15 protein-coding genes and 1 pseudogene are annotated in these 19,257 nt (G+C 67.1%); 10 read left to right on the top strand and 6 right to left on the bottom strand.

The genetic code is table 11. The features are described from left to right. The first annotated feature begins 1 nt into the window (after position 1). From CXG43_RS14355 to CXG43_RS14335, 5 genes are all read left to right on the top strand, one after another. A complete protein-coding gene (locus CXG43_RS14355) occupies positions 2 to 1,057 on the top strand; it encodes a LacI family DNA-binding transcriptional regulator (protein ID WP_101100538.1) in 1,056 nt (351 codons plus the stop codon). A gap of 45 nt (positions 1,058 to 1,102) precedes the next feature. Next, positions 1,103 to 2,419 carry a sugar MFS transporter gene (locus tag CXG43_RS14350; RefSeq protein WP_101100537.1) on the top strand — a complete coding sequence of 439 codons (1,317 nt, stop codon included), beginning with the start codon at positions 1,103 to 1,105 and terminating at the stop codon, positions 2,417 to 2,419. Between the two features lie 5 nt (positions 2,420 to 2,424). Next, entirely contained in the window at positions 2,425 to 3,420 is a 996-nt protein-coding gene (locus tag CXG43_RS14345) for a carbohydrate kinase (protein WP_101100593.1), read from the top strand. Continuing rightward, positions 3,420 to 4,628 carry an AGE family epimerase/isomerase gene (locus tag CXG43_RS14340; protein ID WP_101100536.1) on the top strand — a complete coding sequence of 403 codons (1,209 nt, stop codon included), beginning with the start codon at positions 3,420 to 3,422 and terminating at the stop codon, positions 4,626 to 4,628. The genes CXG43_RS14345 and CXG43_RS14340 overlap by 1 nt, the downstream gene beginning before the upstream one ends. A 210-nt stretch (positions 4,629 to 4,838) precedes the next feature. Then, complete coding sequence (locus CXG43_RS14335) at positions 4,839 to 7,478, top strand: glycoside hydrolase family 2 protein (protein ID WP_101100535.1); 2,640 nt, start codon at positions 4,839 to 4,841, stop codon at positions 7,476 to 7,478. Between the two features lie 168 nt (positions 7,479 to 7,646). On the opposite strand, the gene mtnC is transcribed toward CXG43_RS14335, so the two are convergent. The 5 genes from mtnC to CXG43_RS14310 all read right to left on the bottom strand — a co-directional run bounded on the left by mtnC (position 7,647) and on the right by CXG43_RS14310 (position 12,803). After that, positions 7,647 to 8,342: an acireductone synthase gene (gene mtnC / locus CXG43_RS14330; protein ID WP_101100534.1), complete on the bottom strand. Its 696-nt coding sequence runs from the start codon at positions 8,340 to 8,342 to the stop codon at positions 7,647 to 7,649. Between the two features lie 6 nt (positions 8,343 to 8,348). Continuing rightward, complete coding sequence (locus CXG43_RS14325) at positions 8,349 to 8,903, bottom strand: acireductone dioxygenase (protein WP_101100533.1); 555 nt, start codon at positions 8,901 to 8,903, stop codon at positions 8,349 to 8,351. Between the two features lie 89 nt (positions 8,904 to 8,992). Then, on the bottom strand, positions 8,993 to 9,634 hold the full coding sequence (locus CXG43_RS14320; RefSeq protein ID WP_101100532.1) for a methylthioribulose 1-phosphate dehydratase: 642 nt from the start codon (positions 9,632 to 9,634) through the stop codon (positions 8,993 to 8,995). Positions 9,635 to 9,805: 171 nt separating this feature from the next. Continuing rightward, positions 9,806 to 11,230, bottom strand: a complete 1,425-nt coding sequence (locus tag CXG43_RS14315; protein WP_101100531.1) for an amino acid permease — start codon at positions 11,228 to 11,230, stop codon at positions 9,806 to 9,808. Between the two features lie 97 nt (positions 11,231 to 11,327). Continuing rightward, positions 11,328 to 12,803: an amino acid permease gene (locus CXG43_RS14310; protein WP_101100530.1), complete on the bottom strand. Its 1,476-nt coding sequence runs from the start codon at positions 12,801 to 12,803 to the stop codon at positions 11,328 to 11,330. 181 nt (positions 12,804 to 12,984) lie between these two features. On the opposite strand from CXG43_RS14310, the gene CXG43_RS14305 reads away from it, so the two are divergent. Beyond that, a complete protein-coding gene (locus CXG43_RS14305) occupies positions 12,985 to 13,557 on the top strand; it encodes an NUDIX hydrolase (RefSeq protein ID WP_101100592.1) in 573 nt (190 codons plus the stop codon). Positions 13,558 to 13,639: 82 nt separating this feature from the next. Here the strand turns inward: CXG43_RS14305 and serA are convergent, their stop codons facing one another. Beyond that, positions 13,640 to 14,884 carry a phosphoglycerate dehydrogenase gene (gene serA, locus CXG43_RS14300; protein WP_101100529.1) on the bottom strand — a complete coding sequence of 415 codons (1,245 nt, stop codon included), beginning with the start codon at positions 14,882 to 14,884 and terminating at the stop codon, positions 13,640 to 13,642. A 171-nt stretch (positions 14,885 to 15,055) separates the two neighbouring features. Here serA and CXG43_RS14295 point away from each other — a divergent pair, with 171 nt between their 5' ends. The 4 genes and pseudogenes from CXG43_RS14295 to CXG43_RS14280 form a co-directional block, all read left to right on the top strand. Continuing rightward, complete coding sequence (locus CXG43_RS14295; protein ID WP_101100528.1) at positions 15,056 to 16,444, top strand: FAD-binding oxidoreductase; 1,389 nt, start codon at positions 15,056 to 15,058, stop codon at positions 16,442 to 16,444. 58 nt (positions 16,445 to 16,502) lie between these two features. Continuing rightward, positions 16,503 to 16,820 (top strand): DUF2388 domain-containing protein, encoded by a 318-nt coding sequence (locus tag CXG43_RS14290; RefSeq protein WP_101100527.1) that lies wholly within the window; start codon positions 16,503 to 16,505, stop codon positions 16,818 to 16,820. Further along, complete coding sequence (locus CXG43_RS14285) at positions 16,820 to 18,601, top strand: DUF4105 domain-containing protein (RefSeq protein ID WP_101100526.1); 1,782 nt, start codon at positions 16,820 to 16,822, stop codon at positions 18,599 to 18,601. The genes CXG43_RS14290 and CXG43_RS14285 overlap by 1 nt, the downstream gene beginning before the upstream one ends. 228 nt (positions 18,602 to 18,829) lie before the next feature. Continuing rightward, positions 18,830 to 19,141, top strand: a pseudogene (locus CXG43_RS14280) (hypothetical protein); the annotation flags it as partial. Positions 19,142 to 19,257: the final 116 nt, after the last annotated feature.

The following is a 19,257-nucleotide window of genomic DNA, read 5'->3' as shown; positions in this document are numbered from 1 at the left end:
GATGAATGACGCCACCGGCAGCAAGGGGCCGCGCAAAAGCGGCGACCGCGCGGTCACCGTGACCGACATCGCACGCGCGATCGGCGTGTCACGGGCGACCGTGTCGCTGGTGCTGCGTGGCAGCCCGCTGGTGAACGTGGATACGCGCGCCAAGGTGGAGGCCGAACTGCGCCGCCAGCGCTATGTGTACAACCGCGCGGCGGCCAACCTGCGCCGGCGCACATCCTCCAGCGTGGCGCTGGTGATCAACGACCTGTCCAACCCGTTCTTCGCCGAGTTCGCCGCCGGCGTCGACGAAGCACTGGGCGACCAGGGCTACGTGACCCTGCTCGGCAGCACCGGCGAATCACCACAGCGCCAGCAGGCGGTGCTGGGCACGCTGATGGAGCACACCCCGGCCGGATTGATCCTGTCACCGGCCGAAGGCAGCGATACCGCGCAGGTGCGCCAGGCGCTGGGCCCGACCGCCAACGTGCTGTTGTTCAACCGTGCGCTGGCCGGCGCTGACTGGGATTTCCTTGCGCTGGACAACCAGCAGGGGGCCTACCTGGCGACCCGCCACCTGATCGAACGCGGTCACCGCGAAATCGCCTTCTTCGGTGGCCACGCCGATTCCAGTTCCTGCGAACAACGCCGTGCCGGCTACCAGCAGGCACTGGGCGAGGCCGGCCTGTCGGTCACGCCGCAGTGGCTGATCGAATCGGCGCCGAACCGCCTGGAAGCCGCGCGGCGGGTCGACGAACTGTTCGTCGGTGGTGGGCGGCCCAGTGCGGCGGTCTGCTACAACGATACCGTCGCGCTGGGGCTGATGCTGGGCCTGACCTCGCGCGGGATCCGTCCCGGCGGCGACTTCGCCGTCACCGGTTTCGATGACATTCCCGAAGCGGCCGTCGCCGTGCCGCCGTTGACAACCCTCACCGTTGATCCGCGGGCGCGCGGACGCCAGGCCGCCGAGCTGCTGCTGCAGCGTGTGCAGACCCCGGATGCGCCGCCGCAGCGTACCGTTGCCCCCGTGCAGCTGCGCATACGCGAAAGCAGCGCCGCCCGCCCGAACTGATTCCCCTTCCCCATTCAACCTACGCGCACCGAGGCGCGAACCCGCATGCCGATTTCATCAACGCCCCGTTTGAACACCACGCCCGGGCAAGGCGCACCACCGGTCAACACCCGCATGGCGCTGGGCGTGGCCACCACCATCTTCTTCATGTGGGGCTTCCTGACCTGCCTCAATGACATCCTCATTCCACACCTGAAGGCGGTGTTCGAACTGAATTACGCGCGCGCGATGCTGGTGCAGTTCACCTTCTTCGGCGCCTACTTCCTGATGTCCCTGCCGGCCGGTCGGCTGGTGGCCCACCTGGGGTACAAGAAAGGCATCGTGGCCGGCCTGTTGATCGCCGGCGTAGGCGCGCTGGGCTTCTGGCCCGCCGCCGAGCTGCGCGAGTACAGCGCCTTCCTGGGCGCGCTGTTCGTCCTGGCCACCGGCATCACCGTGCTGCAGGTGGCCGCCAACCCGTACGTGGCGCTGCTGGGTCCGGTGGAAACCAGTTCCAGCCGCTTGACCCTCGCCCAGGCACTGAACTCGCTGGGTACGGCGATCGCGCCGATCTTCGGCGGACTGTTGATCCTCGGCAACACGGTCAAGAGTGCCGATGAGATCAACGCGCTGTCGGTGGCCGAACAGGCCGCTTACCGTGCAGCCGAGGCGCAGTCGGTGCAGGGCCCCTACATCGGCCTGGCGATCGCCCTGGCGCTGCTGGCGCTGTTCGTTTACCTGTTCCGCCTGCCGACGCTGAGCGAGAGCACCGAGAAGGTCGATGATGGCCCTCAGCAGAGCTACGGCGCGGCCCTGCGCCACCGCCACCTGCTGTTCGCGGTGCTGGGCATCTTCTTCTACGTGGGTGCCGAAGTCTCCATCGGCAGTTTCCTGGTCAACTACCTGTCGATGCCCACCATCGGTGGCTTCACCGAACAGCAGGCCACCCATTACGTGTCCGCCTACTGGACGATGGCGATGATCGGTCGCTTCGCCGGCTCGGCGCTGCTGACCCGCTATTCGCCGCGGCACATGCTGGCCCTGTTCGCCGGCATCAACGTCGTGCTGCTGGGTGCCACGATGGCCAGTTCGGGCCAGGTCGCGCTGTACTCGGTGGTGGCCATCGGCCTGTTCAATTCCATCATGTTCCCGACCATCTTCGCGCTCGGCATCGAACGCCTGGGCCCACTGACCAACAAGGCCTCCAGCCTGTTGATCATGGCCATCGTCGGTGGCGCGCTGGTGCCGTACCTGCAGGGCGTGCTGGCCGACCACATCGGTCTGCAGCCGAGCTTCATCCTGCCGCTGCTGTGCTATGGCTACGTCATCTTCTTCGGTCTGGTGGGCGCCCGCCTGCCGGCTGCCACGACCCGCGGAGGCTGATGCAGATGGGCACCATTGTCTGTTTCGGCGAGATTTTGATCGATCTATTAGCGCAGCCACCGGCCTCGCCGGCCGAGCCGCGCGCGTTCCTGCAATACGCCGGTGGCGCGCCGGCCAACGTCGCGGTGGCCGCCGCGCGGCTGGGCGTGGATACCCAGTTCGTGGGCATGCTGGGACGGGACATGTTCGGCGATTTCCTCGCCGACAGCCTGCAGCAGCACGGCGTGGGCATCGACTACATCGCGCGTACCGATGCGGCCAAGACGGCGCTGGCATTCGTCGCGCTGGATCCGCATGGCGAGCGCAGTTTCAGCTTCTACCGGCCGCCGGCGGCGGACCTGCTGTTCCGCGCCGAGCATTTCCAGGCAGCCTGCTTTGCGCAGGCACGCTGCTTCCACGTCTGTTCCAACAGCCTGACCGAAGCGGCCATCGCGCAGGCGACGTTCGAGGGCATGCAGCGTGCGCGCGCGGCCGGTGCACTGGTCAGCCTGGACCTCAACCTGCGCCCGGCCCTGTGGCCGGCCGACGCCGATCCGCTGCCGACGCTGTGGCAGGCGCTGGCGCTGGCAGACGTGGTCAAGCTGTCGCGCGAAGAGCTGGATTTCCTTGCCGCACCGCTGGGCGACGACGGCGCCGCGCAGGTCCTGCAACGGCTGTTTGCCGCGCAGGCGCGCTGGGTGGTGGTCACCGATGGCGCCGCCGCACTGCGCTGGTACACGCGCAGCGCGCAGGGCCAGGCCACCAGCTTCCGTGTGGTCACCGTGGACAGTACCGCTGCGGGCGATGCCTTCGTCGGCGGCCTGCTGACCGCGCTGATCGAGCGCGGCGTGGATGCCGCCAGCCTGCCGGCGTTCTGCAGCGATGAAGCCGCCATGCGCGAGGTGCTTCGCTTTGGCGCTGCGGTGGGCGCGCTGGCGGTGACCCGCAAGGGCGCATTCGCGGCCATGCCCTCGCGCGATGAAGTCAACGAACTGCTGCTGCAAACCGAGGAATCGCACTGATGACCCAGACTCCGGACTTCCGTTCGCCGGCTTTCCTGCGCGGCCACATCGCCCACACGATGGCGTTCTACCATCCGCGTTGCATCGATCCGAACGGTGGCTTCTTCCATTACTTCCGTGACGACGGCAGCGTCTACGACGCAGGGCATCGCCATCTGGTGAGCAGCACGCGTTTCCTCTTCGACTACGCCATGGCCTACCGCGAGTTCGGTGATGCCGCTTATCTGGACGGGGTCAAGCATGGCGTGCGCTACCTGCGCGAGGTGCATCGCAACCCGGCCACCGGCGGCTATGCCTGGACGCTGCGCGATGGCGTGGTGGAAGACGCTACCAACCACTGCTACGGCGTCGCCTTCGTGCTGCTGGCGTACAGCTGCGCGCTGAAGGCGGGCATCGAAGAAGCGCGTGGCTGGATGGAGGAGACCTGGCAGCTGCTGGAAACGCGGTTCCATGAGCCGGCGCACGGTCTGTACCGTGACGAAGCCGATGCGCAGTGGAACTTCAGCGGTTACCGCGGGCAGAACGCCAACATGCACATGTGCGAGGCGATGCTGGCCGCGTTCGAGAGCAGCGGCGAGCAGCGCTACCTGGATCGCGCGCTGCAGCTGGCCGACATCATGACCCGGCGGCAAGCCGCCAAGGCAGACGGGCTGGTGTGGGAGCACTACGACAGCGACTGGAACATCGATTGGAACTACAACCTGGATGATCCAAAGCACCTGTTCCGTCCGTGGGGCTTCCAGCCGGGTCACCAGACCGAGTGGGCCAAGCTGTTGCTGATCCTGGATCGCCATGTACAGGCGGACTGGCTGGTGCCGATGGCGCGCCATCTGTTCGACGTGGCGGTGGAACGCAGCTGGGACAACGAGCGCGGTGGGTTGTATTACGGCTTCGCGCCGGATGGCAGCGTCTGCGACGACGACAAGTATTTCTGGGTGCAGGCGGAGTCGCTGGCGACCGCGGCGGTGCTGGCACAGCGCACGGGTGATGCGGTGTACTGGGAGTGGTACGACCGTTTGTGGGCGTATGCGTGGGAGCACTTCGTGGACCATGAATACGGTGCGTGGTTCCGCATCCTGGATGCGGACAACCGCAAGTACAGCGATGAGAAGAGCCCGGCCGGGAAGGTGGATTACCACACGATGGGCGCGTGCCATGAGGTGTTGAACGTGGTGCGTTCCGGAGCCGGAGCTGCGGCGCCTGTTTGATTTCGGGTAGCGGCGGCGGGGAGGCCTGCGCAGGACACCCCGCAAGTACGTCCCTGTAGGCTCGTTTCCGCCCGTGCGGGGCGCCAACGGTCCTGCGCGGGCCTCCCCGCCGCAGCCCAGCCGGATTCCCGCGTGCGCGGCGGGTTCAGAGCCAGACACTTACGGTGTGGGGCTTTCCAGGCGGAATCATTGTTGCGACGGGGTGTTCGGATGCGGATCTGGAATGCGTGGGTGCGGTTCGGTGCGGTAGTGCTGGCGTGTCTGTTGCCGGTGCTGGCACAGGCCGGTGTGCTGCAGGCACGCTGGGAGTTCCGGCTGCTGCCGGGTGGGGCGCAGGTGGCCGTGCATCCGGAAGCGGCAGGCTGGGGCGCAGCGCAGGTGCCGGGCAGTGTGCATACCGATCTGCTGGCCGCCGGCTTGATCCGCGACCCGTATGTCGGTGCGCCGGAAGCGCAGCTGCAGTGGATCGGGCTGGCGGATTGGGAATATCGCGCTGGCTTCGATGTGGATCCGGCGACGCTGGCGCGGCCGCACGCCGAGCTGGTGTTCGAAGGGCTCGATACCTTCGCCGAAGTGGAACTCAACGGCCAGCCGTTGCTGCGCGCAGACAACGCGCACCGGACGTGGAAGGCGCGCGTCGAAGGTCGCCTGCAGTCGCGGGGCAACGTGGTGCGCATCGTCTTCCGTTCGCCGATCACCCGGTTGCTGCCGGCCGTGCAGGCGATGCCGCACAAGATCGCGGGCAACTATCCCTCGCCTTATGGCGACGAGCCGCGCGATGCGATGGTCGGCAATTTCGTGCGCAAGCCGGCCTACCATTTCGGTTGGGACTGGGGGCCGCGCTATGTCACCGCAGGCGTGTGGAGGCCCGTACGGCTGGAGGCGTGGGGCGCACAACGGGTGACCGACCTGGCCATGCGCACCGAGGCGCTGGATGCAAACCTCGCCGCGCTGACCGCTCTGGTCGAGGTCGAACATGCCGGCGCCGACGCGACGTTGCCACTGCGGCTGGAGGTGCGCGATCCGGACGGCAAGGCTGTGGTGCGGATAGTTCGCGATGTCCGGGTGAAGGCGGGAAGGCAGACGCTGCAGGTGCCGTTGCAGGTCCCGAAGCCGCGTCGCTGGTGGCCGGCCGGGCAGGGCGCGCAGGACCGCTACAGCGTGCAGGTCACGCTGGGTGCGGGCGACGATCCGGCACTGCAGGCCAGCCGACGGATCGGCCTGCGCAGCGTGGAGCTGCGGCGCGGCAAGGATGCCCAGGGTGGCCAGGGCTTCGCCTTCGTGATCAACGGGCGCGAGGTGTTCGCCAAGGGGGCCAACGTGATCCCCTTCGATGCGTTCCCCGCACGCGTGGACACCGCCCGCCTGCGCACCATCCTCACCGCCGCACGCGATGCCAACATGAACATGCTGCGCAACTGGGGCGGCGGTTACTACGAAGACGAGGCGTACTTCGAGCTGGCAGACGAGCTCGGGCTGATGGTATGGCAGGACTTCATGTTCGGCGGCGGCATGCAGCCGGGGTTCGATCCGGCGTTCCGGCAGAGCGTGGTCGCCGAGGCCCGCGACAACGTACGGCGGCTGCGCCACCACCCCAGCATCGTGCTGTGGTGTGGCAACAACGAAGAAGAAACGGCTTGGAAGGATTGGGGGCATGGCCGCGATCTTGGAAAGGCCGACCCTGCGTTCGCCGCCCGCGTGTGGCAGGGCTACGTGGACCTGTTCGGGCATGACCTGCGCGCGGTCGTGGCCGAACAGGGCCTGGGTGTCCCGTACTGGTCCAGCTCGCCCAGCAACGACCTGGATGACAAGGCCAACGACTCCACCCGCGGTGACAAGCATTACTGGCAGGTGTGGGGCAATCCGGCATTGCCGGTCGGCGCCTACCTGAAAGAAACGCCGCGCTTCATGTCCGAGTATGGCCTGCAGTCCTGGCCGTCGCAGGCCATGGTCGACCGCTTCGCCACGCGTGCCGAGCAGCGCATCGACAGTCCGGTGATCCAGGCCCACCAGAAATTCATGGCCGGGCAGGGCAACGAACGGCTGCTGCATTACATCCGGCTCGGCTATGGCGAGCCGGCTGATTTCCCCGCGTTCCTGTACCTGTCCCAGGTGATGCAGGCTGAAGGCATCCAGCTGGCTGCACTGCACCACCGGGCATCGCGTCCCTACACCATGGGTTCGCTGTACTGGCAGCTCAATGATGTGTGGCCGGGTGCATCGTGGTCGGGAATGGACCACGACGGCAACTGGAAGGGGCTGCATTTCCAGGCACGTCGCTTCTTCGCCGACCTTGCCGTCGCGGCGCTGCGCGATGACGGGATGACCCGCGTGAGCCTGCTCAACGATACTGCGCAGCCTCACCCAGTGCGCTGGCGGCTGCGGGTGATGGACCTGCAGGGGCAGGTGCTGGGTACGCAGGAACAGGCGGTGGTGCTGGCGCCGGGATCAGCGACCGAGGTCGGGCGTTTCAGCGATGCGCGCCTGCTGGGTGGGGCGGATCCGGCGCGCACGATTGCGGTGGTGGAACTGCTGCAGGACCAGCGGCTGCTGTCGCGGCAGGTGGTCGGCTTCGTCGAGGCGCGCGATCAGGCGTTGCAGCCCGGCCAGCTGCAGGCAAGCCTGCAGGGCGAGGGCGATGCGCTCGAAGTGGTGCTGCAGGCACGCGGGCTGGTGCGCGCGGCATGGATCGGATTCGGGGCAAACGAAGCGGTGCTGGAGGACAACCTGCTGGACCTGCTGCCGGGCGAGCGCCGGGTGCTGCGTGTGCGCTCGGCCAGTGACGCCCGGACGCTGCGCGCGGCACTGCGCGTGCAGACCCTGGGCGACGTGCTGGAAGGGAGTCGGTAGCGCCGAGCCATGCTCGGCGGCTGTGCGCGGGAAGGCCCCCGCCGAGCACGGCTCGGCGCTACCAGGGCTTGGCCGCGCGGCTCGCTCAGAGCATGATCTGCGGCCGTGCGCGGGAGGGCCCCGCCGAGCACGGCCCGGCGCTGCCAGGGCCTGGCCGGCGCCGCTCGCTCAGAGCGTGATCTGCTGGAAATTCTCTACCCGTTCATGGCCGTGCGTGGCCTCGCCGCTGCGCGGCAGCGGGTAGTCGTCCAGGCGGTCCAGCAGGCGGGTCTGCAGGCCGGCTTCGCGCGCCGCATCGAGCTCTTCCACCACGTCGGACAGGAACACGATCCCAGCGGCGGGAACACCGATGGCCGCCACGATACGGCGGTAGCTGTCCGCCTCGCGCTTGCCGCCGATTTCGGTATCGAACCAGCCGGAGACCAGCGCCGTCAGGTCACCGGCTTCGCTGAAGCCGAAGAACTGCTTCTGTGCCGGCACCGAGCCGGAGGAATACACGTACAGCGGCAGCCCTGCGGCATGCCAGCCCTTCAGCACTGCGGCGACTTCCGGATAGAAGTGCGCCTTGTAGTCACCGTTGCGGTAACCGGATTCCCAGATCATGCCCTGCAGCGCCTTCAGCGCCGTGTGCTTGCGATCCTGGTCGATCCAGCCCTGCAGCGTTTCTGCCACCACGCTGTCCTGGCAGGCGCCACCGATCTCGGTGGCCACCGCATCCAGCCAGCGCCGGACCTGCGGCTCGTTGCCATGGGCGGCGATGAAGCCGGGCAGCGCCTGGCGTGCATACGGGAACAGCACGTTCTTGACGAACGAGATGCTGCTGGTGGTGCCTTCGATATCGGTGAGGATGACGCGCGGCTGCATGGATATTCAGGCCTGGGTAGGGACGTAACGGGGGAACTTCTGCGCGATGTCGGTGCCGGTGAAATGACCGACCCAGCCATCGGCTTCAGTAAAGAAGCGGATCGCCACGAAGCTCGGTTCATCGCCCATGTCGAACCAATGGTTGACGCTGTCCGGCACGGCGATCAGGTCGTCCTTCACGCACTCGATCTCGTAGACCTTGTCGCCCACGTGCAGGGTGAACAGGCCGGAGCCTGCGACGAAGAAGCGGACTTCGTCTTCCTTGTGGAAATGCTCGTCGAGGAACTTCTTCCGCAGTTCTGCACGGTTCGGGTTGTCCGGCGCGATCGATGCGACATCCACGCTCTTGAACCCGCGTTCGGCGACCAGCCGGTCGATGTCGGTGCGGTAAGCGGCGAAAACCTCTTCCTGGCTGGCGCCCGGGGCGACCGGCTGGCTGGCCTGCCAGCGCTCGAAGGTGACGCCGATCTTCTGCAGTTCGGCAGCGATCAGCGCGCCGTCCTGGGAGACCAGCAACGGGGCGTCGGGGGCGGTGTCGTTGTAGATGCGCAGTCGGCTCATGGCGGCAGCTTGGACGTCGGGGGGACGGGTAGGGTAGCAGCGTGGCGCGGCGGGGTCAGATTTCCATCGGCCATGTGAGCGCTCCGGATTCAGCCTCGCAGGCGGCGCAGTTCCAGTTCACAGTGGAACAGGAACTCGAACGCCTCCAGGTGGCGGCGTGCTTCGGCCATGTCGCGGCCCCAGGCGTACAGGCCGTGGCCGTCGATCAGGTAGCCCCACAGGCACTGAGTATCCAGCAGCGCGTCGACCTGGGCGGCCAGCACGTCCATGTCCTGCGTGTTGGCGAACACCGGCGCGTCGATGGCCATCTCATGGGTGCTGTTGCCGGCGAAGGCCTTCAGCAGCTCGTAGCCTTCCAGCCGGATGTGGCCCTGGGGTGCGTACAGCCGCGAGGCGATGGTCTGCACTGGAGAATGGGTGTGCAGCACGCAGCCGACTTCGGGGAAGCGGCGATACAGCTGGGTATGCAGCAGCGTTTCGGCAGACGGGCGCAGCGGCCGGCCGACGGCCTTGCCGTCGAAGTCCACCACCATGATGTCGTCTTCGATCAGGCGGCCCTTGTCACGGCCGGACACGGTGATCGCCGCATGCTGGTCATCCAGCCGATGCGAGAAGTTGCTGCTGGTCGCGGGCGTCCAGCCGGCCTGGGCCAGCTCGCGGATGTTGTCGATCAGCAGCTGCGCCAGTTCGCTCAGGCGCTGGCTGTCATACGGAAAAAGGGGCGCGTTCATGCGCCCCATTCTATCCGGTCCCGCCGGGCAGGGCGCGTGCCTGCCCCGGCAGTGACGGCCGCTGGCCGTTGGTGGGTGACGACCGTTGGTCGTCACGCTGTCGCTTGCCGCTGCGCTCGCCGAGCATGCCCCGGCGCTACCAACCCATGGCGTGGCGCTACCCGCTGCCTGTTACCGGCGCAGGCGGCTGTGGCGGAAGCCGTAACCGAAGTAGATCGCGAAACCGACCGCTGTCCACACGCCCATCAGCATCCAGTTGTGGAACGTCATGGCCGACAGCAGTGCCATGCAGCTCAGCACGCCCAGGCTGCAGACCAGCCAGGCACCGCGGATGCGGAACGGCCGCGGCAGGTCCGGCTGGGTGCGGCGCAGTACCAGCACGCCGGCGCACACCGCGGCGAAGGCGATCAGGGTGCCCATCGAGGTCAACTCGCCCAGCACGTCCAACGGAAACAGCGCGGCCAGCAGGGCGATGCCGATGCCGGTGATCACCGTGTTGATGTGCGGAGTGCGGTACTTCGGGTGGATCTTGGTGAACAGGGGCGGCAACAGGCCGTCTCTGCCCATGATCATGAAGATGCGCGGCTGGCCGATGATCATCACCAGCACCACCGAGGACAGGCCGACCAGCGCACCGATTTCCACCACCACGCGCAGCCAGCCCAGGGACGGGTGGGCGGCCACCGCAGTCACCACCGGCTCATCGGTGCCCAGCAGCGTGTACGGCACCAGGCCGGTCATGACCGCCGCCATGGCGATGTACAGGATGGTGCAGATCACCAGCGAGAGCATCATGCCGATCGGCATGTCACGCTGCGGACGGTGCGATTCCTGGGCCGCCACCGAGACCGCCTCGAAGCCGATGTAGGCGAAGAACACCATCGCCGCACCGCGCAGCACGCCTTCCATGCCGAACTGGCCGGGGCCGGTGTTTTCAGGGATGAACGGCTGCCAGTTGGACGTGTCCACGTACTTCCAGCCCACCGCGATGACCAGCACGATCAGGCCGGTTTTCAGGATCACCATGGCCATGTTCATCGCCGAGGACTTGCGGATGCCGACGTAGCACAGCCAGGTCAGCAGCAGCACCAGGATCGCAGCGGGGATGTTGGCGATCGCCCCGGTGGGGCGCAGCTGGCCGTCCAGTGGCGCGCTGACCAGCGCGGCGGGCAGGTGGATGTCGAAATGGCTGAGCAGGCTGAGGAAGTAGCCGGTCCAGCTGACCGCCACCGCCGAGGCGGAGACGCCGTATTCCAGCACCAGCATCCAGCCGATGAACCACGCCGCCAGCTCACCGAAGGTGGCATAGGTGTAGCTGTAGGCACTGCCGGAAACCGGCACCATCGCGGCGAATTCGGCGTAGGCCAGCGCGCAGAAACCACAACAGATGGCGGCCAGCACGAAGGACAGCATGATCGCCGGTCCGGCATGGTTGGCGGCGGCCTGGCCGGTGATGACGAAGATGCCGCCGCCGATCACCGCGCCGATGCCCAGTGCGGTCAGGCCCCAGGGCCCCAGCGTACGGGTGAGGCTGAGGCCGTTGGCATCTTCGTGGGCGGCGTGCGGGTGCTTGGTGGCCCACAGTTGCTTGAGCATGGGTGTGTGTTCTTGTGGGTGCGTGCAGGCAACCGGTGCCTGCGGAATGTGCCGGTATCAAAGCAGACGGGCCGGCGAGGGCCGACCCGTCAATGTATCAGGAGGACTTGGCCAGCTTGCTGTTGCGCATGCCGTAGCCGAAGTAGATCAACAGCCCCAGCACGGTCCAGCCGACGAACAGGTGCCAGTGTTCGCGGAAGGCCATGGCGAACAGGGTAAGGCACGCCAGCGCACCCAGCGGACAGATCAGCCAGGCCATCGGCACGCGGAACGGACGCACCAGTTCCGGACGGGTGTAGCGCAGCACCAGCACGCCGACGCAGACCGTGGCGAAGGCCAGCAGGGTGCCCATCGACACCAGTTCACCGAGCACGTTCAGCGGCATCATGCCGGCCAGTGCCGCGGCGATGACACCGACGATTATGGTGGCCACGTACGGCGTCTTGAAGCGCGCATGGACTTTGCCCAGGAAGCCTGGCAGCAGGCCGTCGCGGGAAATCGTGTAGGCGATGCGGGTCTGGCCCATCATCATCACCAGGATCACCGAGGACAGACCAGCGATGGCGCCGATCTCCACGGCGGTTTTCAGCCATGCCAGCTGCGGATAGGCTTCCAGCGCGGTGGCGACCGGCTTGGCGGTTCCCAGCTGCTGGTAAGGCAGCAGGCCGGTCAGCACCAGGCATACGATCACGTAGATCACGGTGCAGACGGCCAGCGAGCCGAGCAGGCCGATCGGCATGTTGCGTTGTGGGTCCTTGGTCTCGCCGGCGGCGGTGGACACCGCATCGAAGCCGATGAAGGCGAAGAACACGATCGAGCCGGCGCGCAGTACGCCACTCCAGCCGAACTCACCGAAGGTGCCGGTGTTCTCCGGGATGAAGGGTTGCCAGTTGGCGGTGTCGATGTGCGAGGCGCCAAAGCCGATGAAGAGGCAGATCACGCTGACCTTGATGGCGACGATGATGCCGTTGACGAAGGACGACTGGGAAATGCCCACGTACAGCAGCCCGGTCATCACCGCCACGATCAACACCGCCGGCAGGTTGAACAGCTGCCCCGAGGAGACGAACCGGCCGCCTTCCCAGGCGATGGGCGCCGAGCTGAGGGCGGCCGGGAAGGGCATGTCCAGCGTAGTGGTCACGAAGCTCAGCAGATAGGCCGACCAGGCAACGGCAACCGACGCGGAGGCAAACAGGTACTCCAGCACCAGGCACCAGCCGATGAACCAGGCCATGCCTTCGCCCAGCGTGGCATAGGAATAGGAATAGGCACTGCCGGATACCGGCATCATCGCGGCGAACTCGGCATAGCACAGGCCGGCCAGTGCGCAGGCCAGGCCAGCGGCCACGAAGGACAGGGTGACGGCGGGGCCGGCATGGAACGCCGCGGCCTGGCCGGTCATCACGAAGATGCCCGCACCGATCACCGCGCCGATGCCGAGCAGGATCAGGTGTTTTGCCGTGAGCGTCCGTTTCAGGGTGGCTTCGCCGTCCAGGCGGCCTTCGATGGGTTCGCCAGCGTCAACGTGCCCGGCTGGCTCAACCGGTTTGACCCTCAACAGAGCTTTCAGCATGCGGTACTTCCCTAAGTGGTCGTTGATTGGCCGGCGATGCGTTGCCGCCGGCGCGTATGGTTGGTGAAGGCCATGCGAATGGCTCGCTGTACCTTAGCCAAAGCTGAAGGTGATGCACAAGCCGCATGTGCAATATTTTCTGGCGATAATGGCCGATACTTTTGCTGAACGCGTGCCGGACATGTCGGAAACTGTCGCAACCCTTGGCCTGCTTGACGATGCGTTGCGTCAACTGCTTCGCCGATACGCGCTTGAAGTGCCTGTGCAGGGCGCATTGGCTGACGAATTCAGCACACTTCTCGATGATCCGCTGGATCCGTTTTTTCGCGAGCGGCTGCAAGGCCATTTCACCGGAAGCGCGTGGCTGGTCAGCGCCGACGGGCAACGGGTTCTACTGACCCACCACCGCAAGCTGGACCGATGGCTGCAGCTGGGTGGGCATGCCGATGGCGATCACGACCTGGCGCGGGTGGCCTTCAATGAAGCCGAGGAAGAATCCGGGCTGTCCGGGCTGTCACTGGACGATCCGGCGATCTTCGATCTGGACAAGCATTGGATCCCGGAGCGTCACGACGTGCCGGGGCATTGGCACTACGACGTGCGTTTCGTGATCCGCGCGGGCGCTTCGGAAGCCTTCGCGATCAGCGAAGAGTCGCTGGCGCTGGCCTGGCGCGACATCGCCCCGATCGCCGCCGACCCGCAGGCGGATGAATCGCTGCGGCGGATGGCCCGCCGCTGGCTGAGCCGCGGGTAGCGCCGAGCCGTGCTCGGCGAACGCTATCCGGTCGCGCCGGCAAAGAGCCGCCGAGCATGGTTCGGCGCTACCGATCCGCTGGTCAGCTGTACAGCACGCGGGTGCGCAGGGTACCGGGGATGGCGGCCAGTTCATCGCGTACCGCGCCGGCCTGCTCCACGCTGGCGGTGATGTCGATCACCACGTAGCCCACCTTCGCGTCGGTGCGCAGGAACTGGCCGTCGATGTTGACGTTGTGGCGCGAGAAGATTTCGTTGACCTTGGACAGCACGCCCGGCACGTTGCGGTGGATGTGCAGCAGGCGCAGGCTGCCGTCGTGCTCGGGCAGGGTGACTTCGGGGAAATTGACCGCGGTCAGCGTGCTGCCGTTGTCGCTGTAGCGGACCAGCTTGGCCGCCACTTCGATGCCGATGTTGTCCTGCGCTTCCAGCGTGCTGCCGCCCACGTGCGGGGTCAGGATCACGTTGTCGTGCGCGGTCAGCGGGGAGTCGAAGAGGTCGCCGTTGCCCTTGGGTTCCACCGGGAACACGTCCAGTGCCGCACCGCCGATGTGCCCGGAGCTGAGCGCTGCATCCAGCGCCGCGATGTCGACGATCGTGCCGCGCGCGGCGTTGATCACATGCGCGCCGCGGCGCATCTTCGCCAGTTCCGCCGCGCCGATCATCCACTGCGTGGCGGGGGTCTCCGGCACGTGCAGGGTGATGATGTCCGAGCGTTCCAGCAGGTCGTCCAGGCTGATCGCGGCGCGCGCGTTGCCCAGCGCCAGCTTGGCTTCCACGTCGTGGAAGATCACCTGCAGGCCCAGTGATTCGGCCAGTACGCCGACCTGGGTGCCGATATGGCCGTAGCCGATGATGCCCAGCGTCTTGCCGCGTACTTCGTGGCTGCCGGCAGCCGATTTGGACCAGCCACCGCGGTGGCATTCGGCGTTCTTCTGCGGGATGCCGCGGGTCAGCATGATGGCTTCGGCGATCACCAGTTCGGCCACGCTGCGCGTGTTGGAGTAGGGCGCGTTGAACACCGGGATGCCGGCCAGTTCAGCCGCGTCCAGGTCGACCTGGTTGGTGCCGATGCAGAAGCAGCCCACGGCGATCACGCGCTTGGCCTCGGCCAGCACCTCGGCCGACAGCTGGCTGCGCGAGCGGATGCCGACGATGTGGGCTTCGGCGATGCGCGCCTTCAGCTCGTCTTCGGGCAGCGCTTTGGAATGCAGTTCGATCTGGCTGTAGCCGGCCGCAGTGAACACGTCCACGGCGGTCTGGCTGACCCCCTCCAGCAACAACACGCGGATATCCTGCTTGGGGTAGGAGGTCTTCTTCGGCGACATGGGACGGCACGGCCAGTGGGGCAAGGGCTGATCACTATGCCAGATGCGGCTGCCCATGGTGCACTGCGGAATTGGTTGCAGACGTAGCCATTGCTGATCGCGCGCAGGGCTGGACGCTGGACGGCGGCACTGGCACGCTTTCCCGTTCTGCCTGTGTCTGCCTGGACTGCCATGACCGATCCCCGCGTTGCCTCCCTCCAGCAGGCCGTTCCCGACCTGCGCCTGAAGACCGACGCGGCTGATCTGGAGCATTACGGGCGCGATTGGACCCGGCGCTGGACCCCGGCACCATTGGCCATCGCGCTGCCGGCCAGCGTGGAAGAGGTGCAGGCGGTAATGCGCTGGAGTGCTGCCGAAGGCGTGGCGGTGGTGCCGTCGGGCGGACGTACCGGCCTGTCCGGTGGTGCGGTGGCGGCCAACGGCGAACTGGTGCTGAGCCTTGAGCGCATGAACAAGGCGCTGGGTTACGACGCGGTGGACCGGACCCTGGTGGTGCAGGCGGGCATGCCGCTGGAGTCGCTGCACAACGCGGCGCTGGAGCACGGGCTCATCTACCCGGTGGATTTCGCTGCGCGCGGGTCCTGCTCGATCGGCGGCAACATCGCCACCAATGCCGGCGGTATCCGGGTGATCCGCTACGGCAATACCCGCGAGTGGATTGCCGGGCTTAAGGTTGTCACCGCTGACGGTGAGCTGCTGGAGCTCAACAAGGGCCTGATCAAGAACTCCAGCGGGTATGACTTCCGCCAGCTGCTGATCGGCTCGGAGGGTACGCTGGGGGTGATCGTGGAAGCCACGGTGAAGCTGACCGATCCGCCGCCGGCCAGCAACGTGATGCTGCTCGCCGTGCCCAGCTTCGAGGTGCTGATGCAGGTGTTCGCTGCGTTCCGTGCGCGGCTGCAGCTGCAGGCCTTCGAGTTCTTCACCGCCCAGGCACTGAAGCACGTGCTGGCGCATGGCGCGCAGGCGCCGTTCGACCAGGTGCATCCGTATTACGTGGTGACCGAATTCGCCGCCGGTGACGAGGCGCAGGAAGCCGCGGCGATGGCGGCGTTCGAAGACTGCATGGGCAATGGCTGGGTCAGCGACGGGGTGATCAGTGCCAGTGACGCCCAGGCCGCGCAGTTGTGGCGCCTGCGCGAGGGCATCACCGAGGCGGTCGCGCGTTACAAGCCGTACAAGAACGACGTGTCGGTGCGGATTTCGGCGATGCCGGCGTTCCTCGCCGAAACCCAGACGCTGATCACCCAGGCTTACCCGCAGTTCGACGTCGTGTGGTTCGGCCACATCGGCGATGGCAACCTGCACATCAACGTGCTCAAGCCCGATGACACCGGCGATGCGGAGTTCCTGCAGCAGTGCGAGCAGGTGACCAAGCTGCTGGCGCAGGTGCTGGCACGCTTCGATGGCAGCATCTCCGCCGAGCACGGCATCGGGCTGGTCAAGAAAGCCTACCTGGACAGCACCCGCGGGCCGGCCGAAATCGGCTTGATGAAGGCGGTCAAGCGCGCGTTTGATCCGCAAGCCCGGCTGAATCCCGGCAAGGTCTTTGATCTCTGAGCTGCCGTTTGCGTCATGGGTCGGGTACGCTCTGCACGTACCCTTCACGAGCAAAACCATGATCTCCCGACTGCCTTCGCTGCTGGTTCCCGTTGCCCTGTCCCTGTTGGTGCTGCCACTGGCTGCGGGTGCGTCCAGTTTCGCCGGAACTTCGGCGGGCTCGGCCTCCGGTGCGTCGTCGAATTCGTCGGGCAGCAGCTCCGGCGATGACAAGGTGATCCTGGCTGCGCGCGATGATGCGGCCGCCTTTGTTGCCAGCGATGGCCAGATCCGTGGCGCCCGCCTGCAGGCGGCGCTGGTCCACCTGCGCGAGCAGGATGCGGCGGCCCGCGCAACCAGCGACCTCGCGCTGGCCCAGGCGTTGCTCGCGCGCTGATGCCGATGCGCCGCCGCGCGTGGTTGGCGTGGTGGCTGCTGTGCGTGGCACCGGCCACGCTGGCGTTCGAGCTGGCGCCTGACCTGCACGGGCTGGACGCCGGCGAACGCGCCCGCGCAGAGCGCGCCGTGGATGCCGTGGCCCAGCGCCTGCCTGGCACGCTGCGCGCGGCGCTGCCACCGCAGGTGCCGGTGCGCTGGGTGGACACGCTGCCCGCGCATGTTGCCGGCCGCGCATTCGCCGGCGACATCCAGCTGCAGCGCTCTCTGCTTGGCGGTCATGAAGACGCGGCTGGCCGCGTGCTGCAGGCCGCGCTGATCCATGAACTGGTGCACGTAGCTGATCGCGGGCAGGCCGGTGGATGGTCGGGCCAGGCGCGCTTCCGCGAACTGGCCGGATGGCAGCGCCGTCCCTGGAAACTGGGGCGCAGCCCGAATCGTTTCAGTGACCGCAGTCCGGACGACTACGAGCGCGAGAGCGCGGCCGAATACCTGGCGGTCAATGCGGAACACTGGCTCATGGATGCGGACTTCGGCTGCCGCCGTCCGGCCCTGGCGAGCTGGTTTTCCGCGACGCTGGGCCCGGCGCCACGGCAGGCGGACTGTGATGCCGGCGTGCCGCTGCTTCAGGCCGGTGCGGAGGAAGGCCTGGTTGAACTGGCGCGATTGGATCCGGCACGCGTTTATGCGGTGGATTACCTGTTCGCCGAGAGCGGCGACGTACCGATGAGCCGCTGGGGCCACAGCATGCTGCGGTTGGTGATCTGCCGCGAGGGGCGCGCACCGGGGCCCGACTGCCGGCTGGACCTGGACCAGCACCGGGTGCTGTCGTTCCGTGCGTTTGTCGGCGATGTTGAACTGTCCAGCTGGCGTGGCCTGACCGGGGGCTACCCCTCACGCCTGTTCGTGCTGCCGCTGCAGCAGGTGGTGGATGAGTACACCAAGGTGGAACTGCGCGGCCTTGCCTCGCTGCCGCTGCAGCTTTCCGCGCAGGAGATCGCCGGCCTGCTCGAGCGCAGCGCGCAGGTGCATTGGAGCTACGACGGCCGCTATTACTTCATCGGCAACAACTGCGCGGTGGAGACTGCCAAGCTGCTGCAGGCGGGCGTGCCTGCGCTGCAGGAGGCCGGCATCGAACGCATCAGCCCACGGGGTCTCCGGCGCAGGCTGGCGCGGCTGGGCAGGCTGGATGAAAGCGTGCTGCATGACCGCGCCGCGGCGATCCGCCAAGGCTACTACTTCGAATCCAGCGACCAGCACTACGACCTGCTGTTCGCTGCGGCGCGCGACGAACTGTTGCTGCCGGCGCGTGACGCGCAGGCATGGCTGAAGCTGGACGCCGCAACGCGTGCGCCGTGGCTGCAACGCGGCGGGCTGCGCGCCACTGCCGGCCTGCTGCTGCTGGAACAGGCCGCGTCCGCACGCGCCGAGCTGCGTGCGCGCGACACGTTGAAGCGTGCCCTGCTGGCAGAGCGTGACAGCGATGGGGCGCGGCAGTTGCAGGGGTTGCTGGAGCAGGCGGGGCAATGGCTGCAGCCCGGCGCGTTGCTGGGTGGGCCGGGGTATGGACTGCCGCAGGCCGATGAACTCGCCGCGTTGCAGCCCCGGCTGCTGGCGGCATCGACGCAGGCACCGCAGGCGTGGAAGCAGTTGCGACAGCAGATGCGCGCGCAGCTGCCAGTGCAGCAGCGGCAGGAGCTGGACACGTTGGATGCCAACCTGATGGCGCTTCGGAGGCATCTGCGTGCGCAGGCCGCTGCGCCTGCTCGGGCAGGAATCTGAACGCCACGAACGGCGTTTCCCGTGGCGTTGACGGTGCGGATGTTAGCGTGGTGCGCTGTTGAACGACGGAGAGGAGCGCACATGCGTCCATCTTTTTTCCTGCTGCCCACCGTGCTGGTGGTTGCCCTGGCGGTCGCCTGCCAGCCTGCGGCGGACCCAGCGCCAAACGGCGAGGCCGCCGCTGCTGGGCCTTCCGACGCGCCGGCGGCGGTTGTTGCTCCGGCCGCTGAGGGGCGTGCTTCCGACGCCTTCCGCGCGACCGGCAACGAGCCAGGCTGGTTGGCCGAAGTCGCCGCAGGTACTGGTTCGGCGCTACGCGTGGAAGTGGATTACGGCCAGACACAGTACGAGGTGGCTGCCCCCACGCATGGCCCGGATGGCTGGGCCGGCGCGGCTGCCGATGGCACGCCGATCAAGTTGAGCGTGCAGCGGGTGCCGTGCCAGGACGATATGAGTGGCAAGACCTTCGATGCGAAGGTGATGCTGACCGTGGGCACGCGCCAGCTGCACGGCTGCGGGAGTTTCAGCGCGGCGCAGTGAGCTGAGAGCCAGAGCCAGAGCCACTGCTGCAGGGCTGCGTGTTGGCGGGGCGGGGTGGCTGTGCAGGACACGCCGTGAATCCGTCCGTGGAGGCTCGCTTTTCGCATCCATGCGAC

Source organism: Stenotrophomonas sp. Bg11-02, assembly GCF_002836635.1.
Taxonomy (GTDB): domain Bacteria; phylum Pseudomonadota; class Gammaproteobacteria; order Xanthomonadales; family Xanthomonadaceae; genus Stenotrophomonas; species Stenotrophomonas lacuserhaii.
Note: the sequence above shows the minus strand (reverse complement) of the source record. Positions and strands in the feature narration are given on the sequence as shown.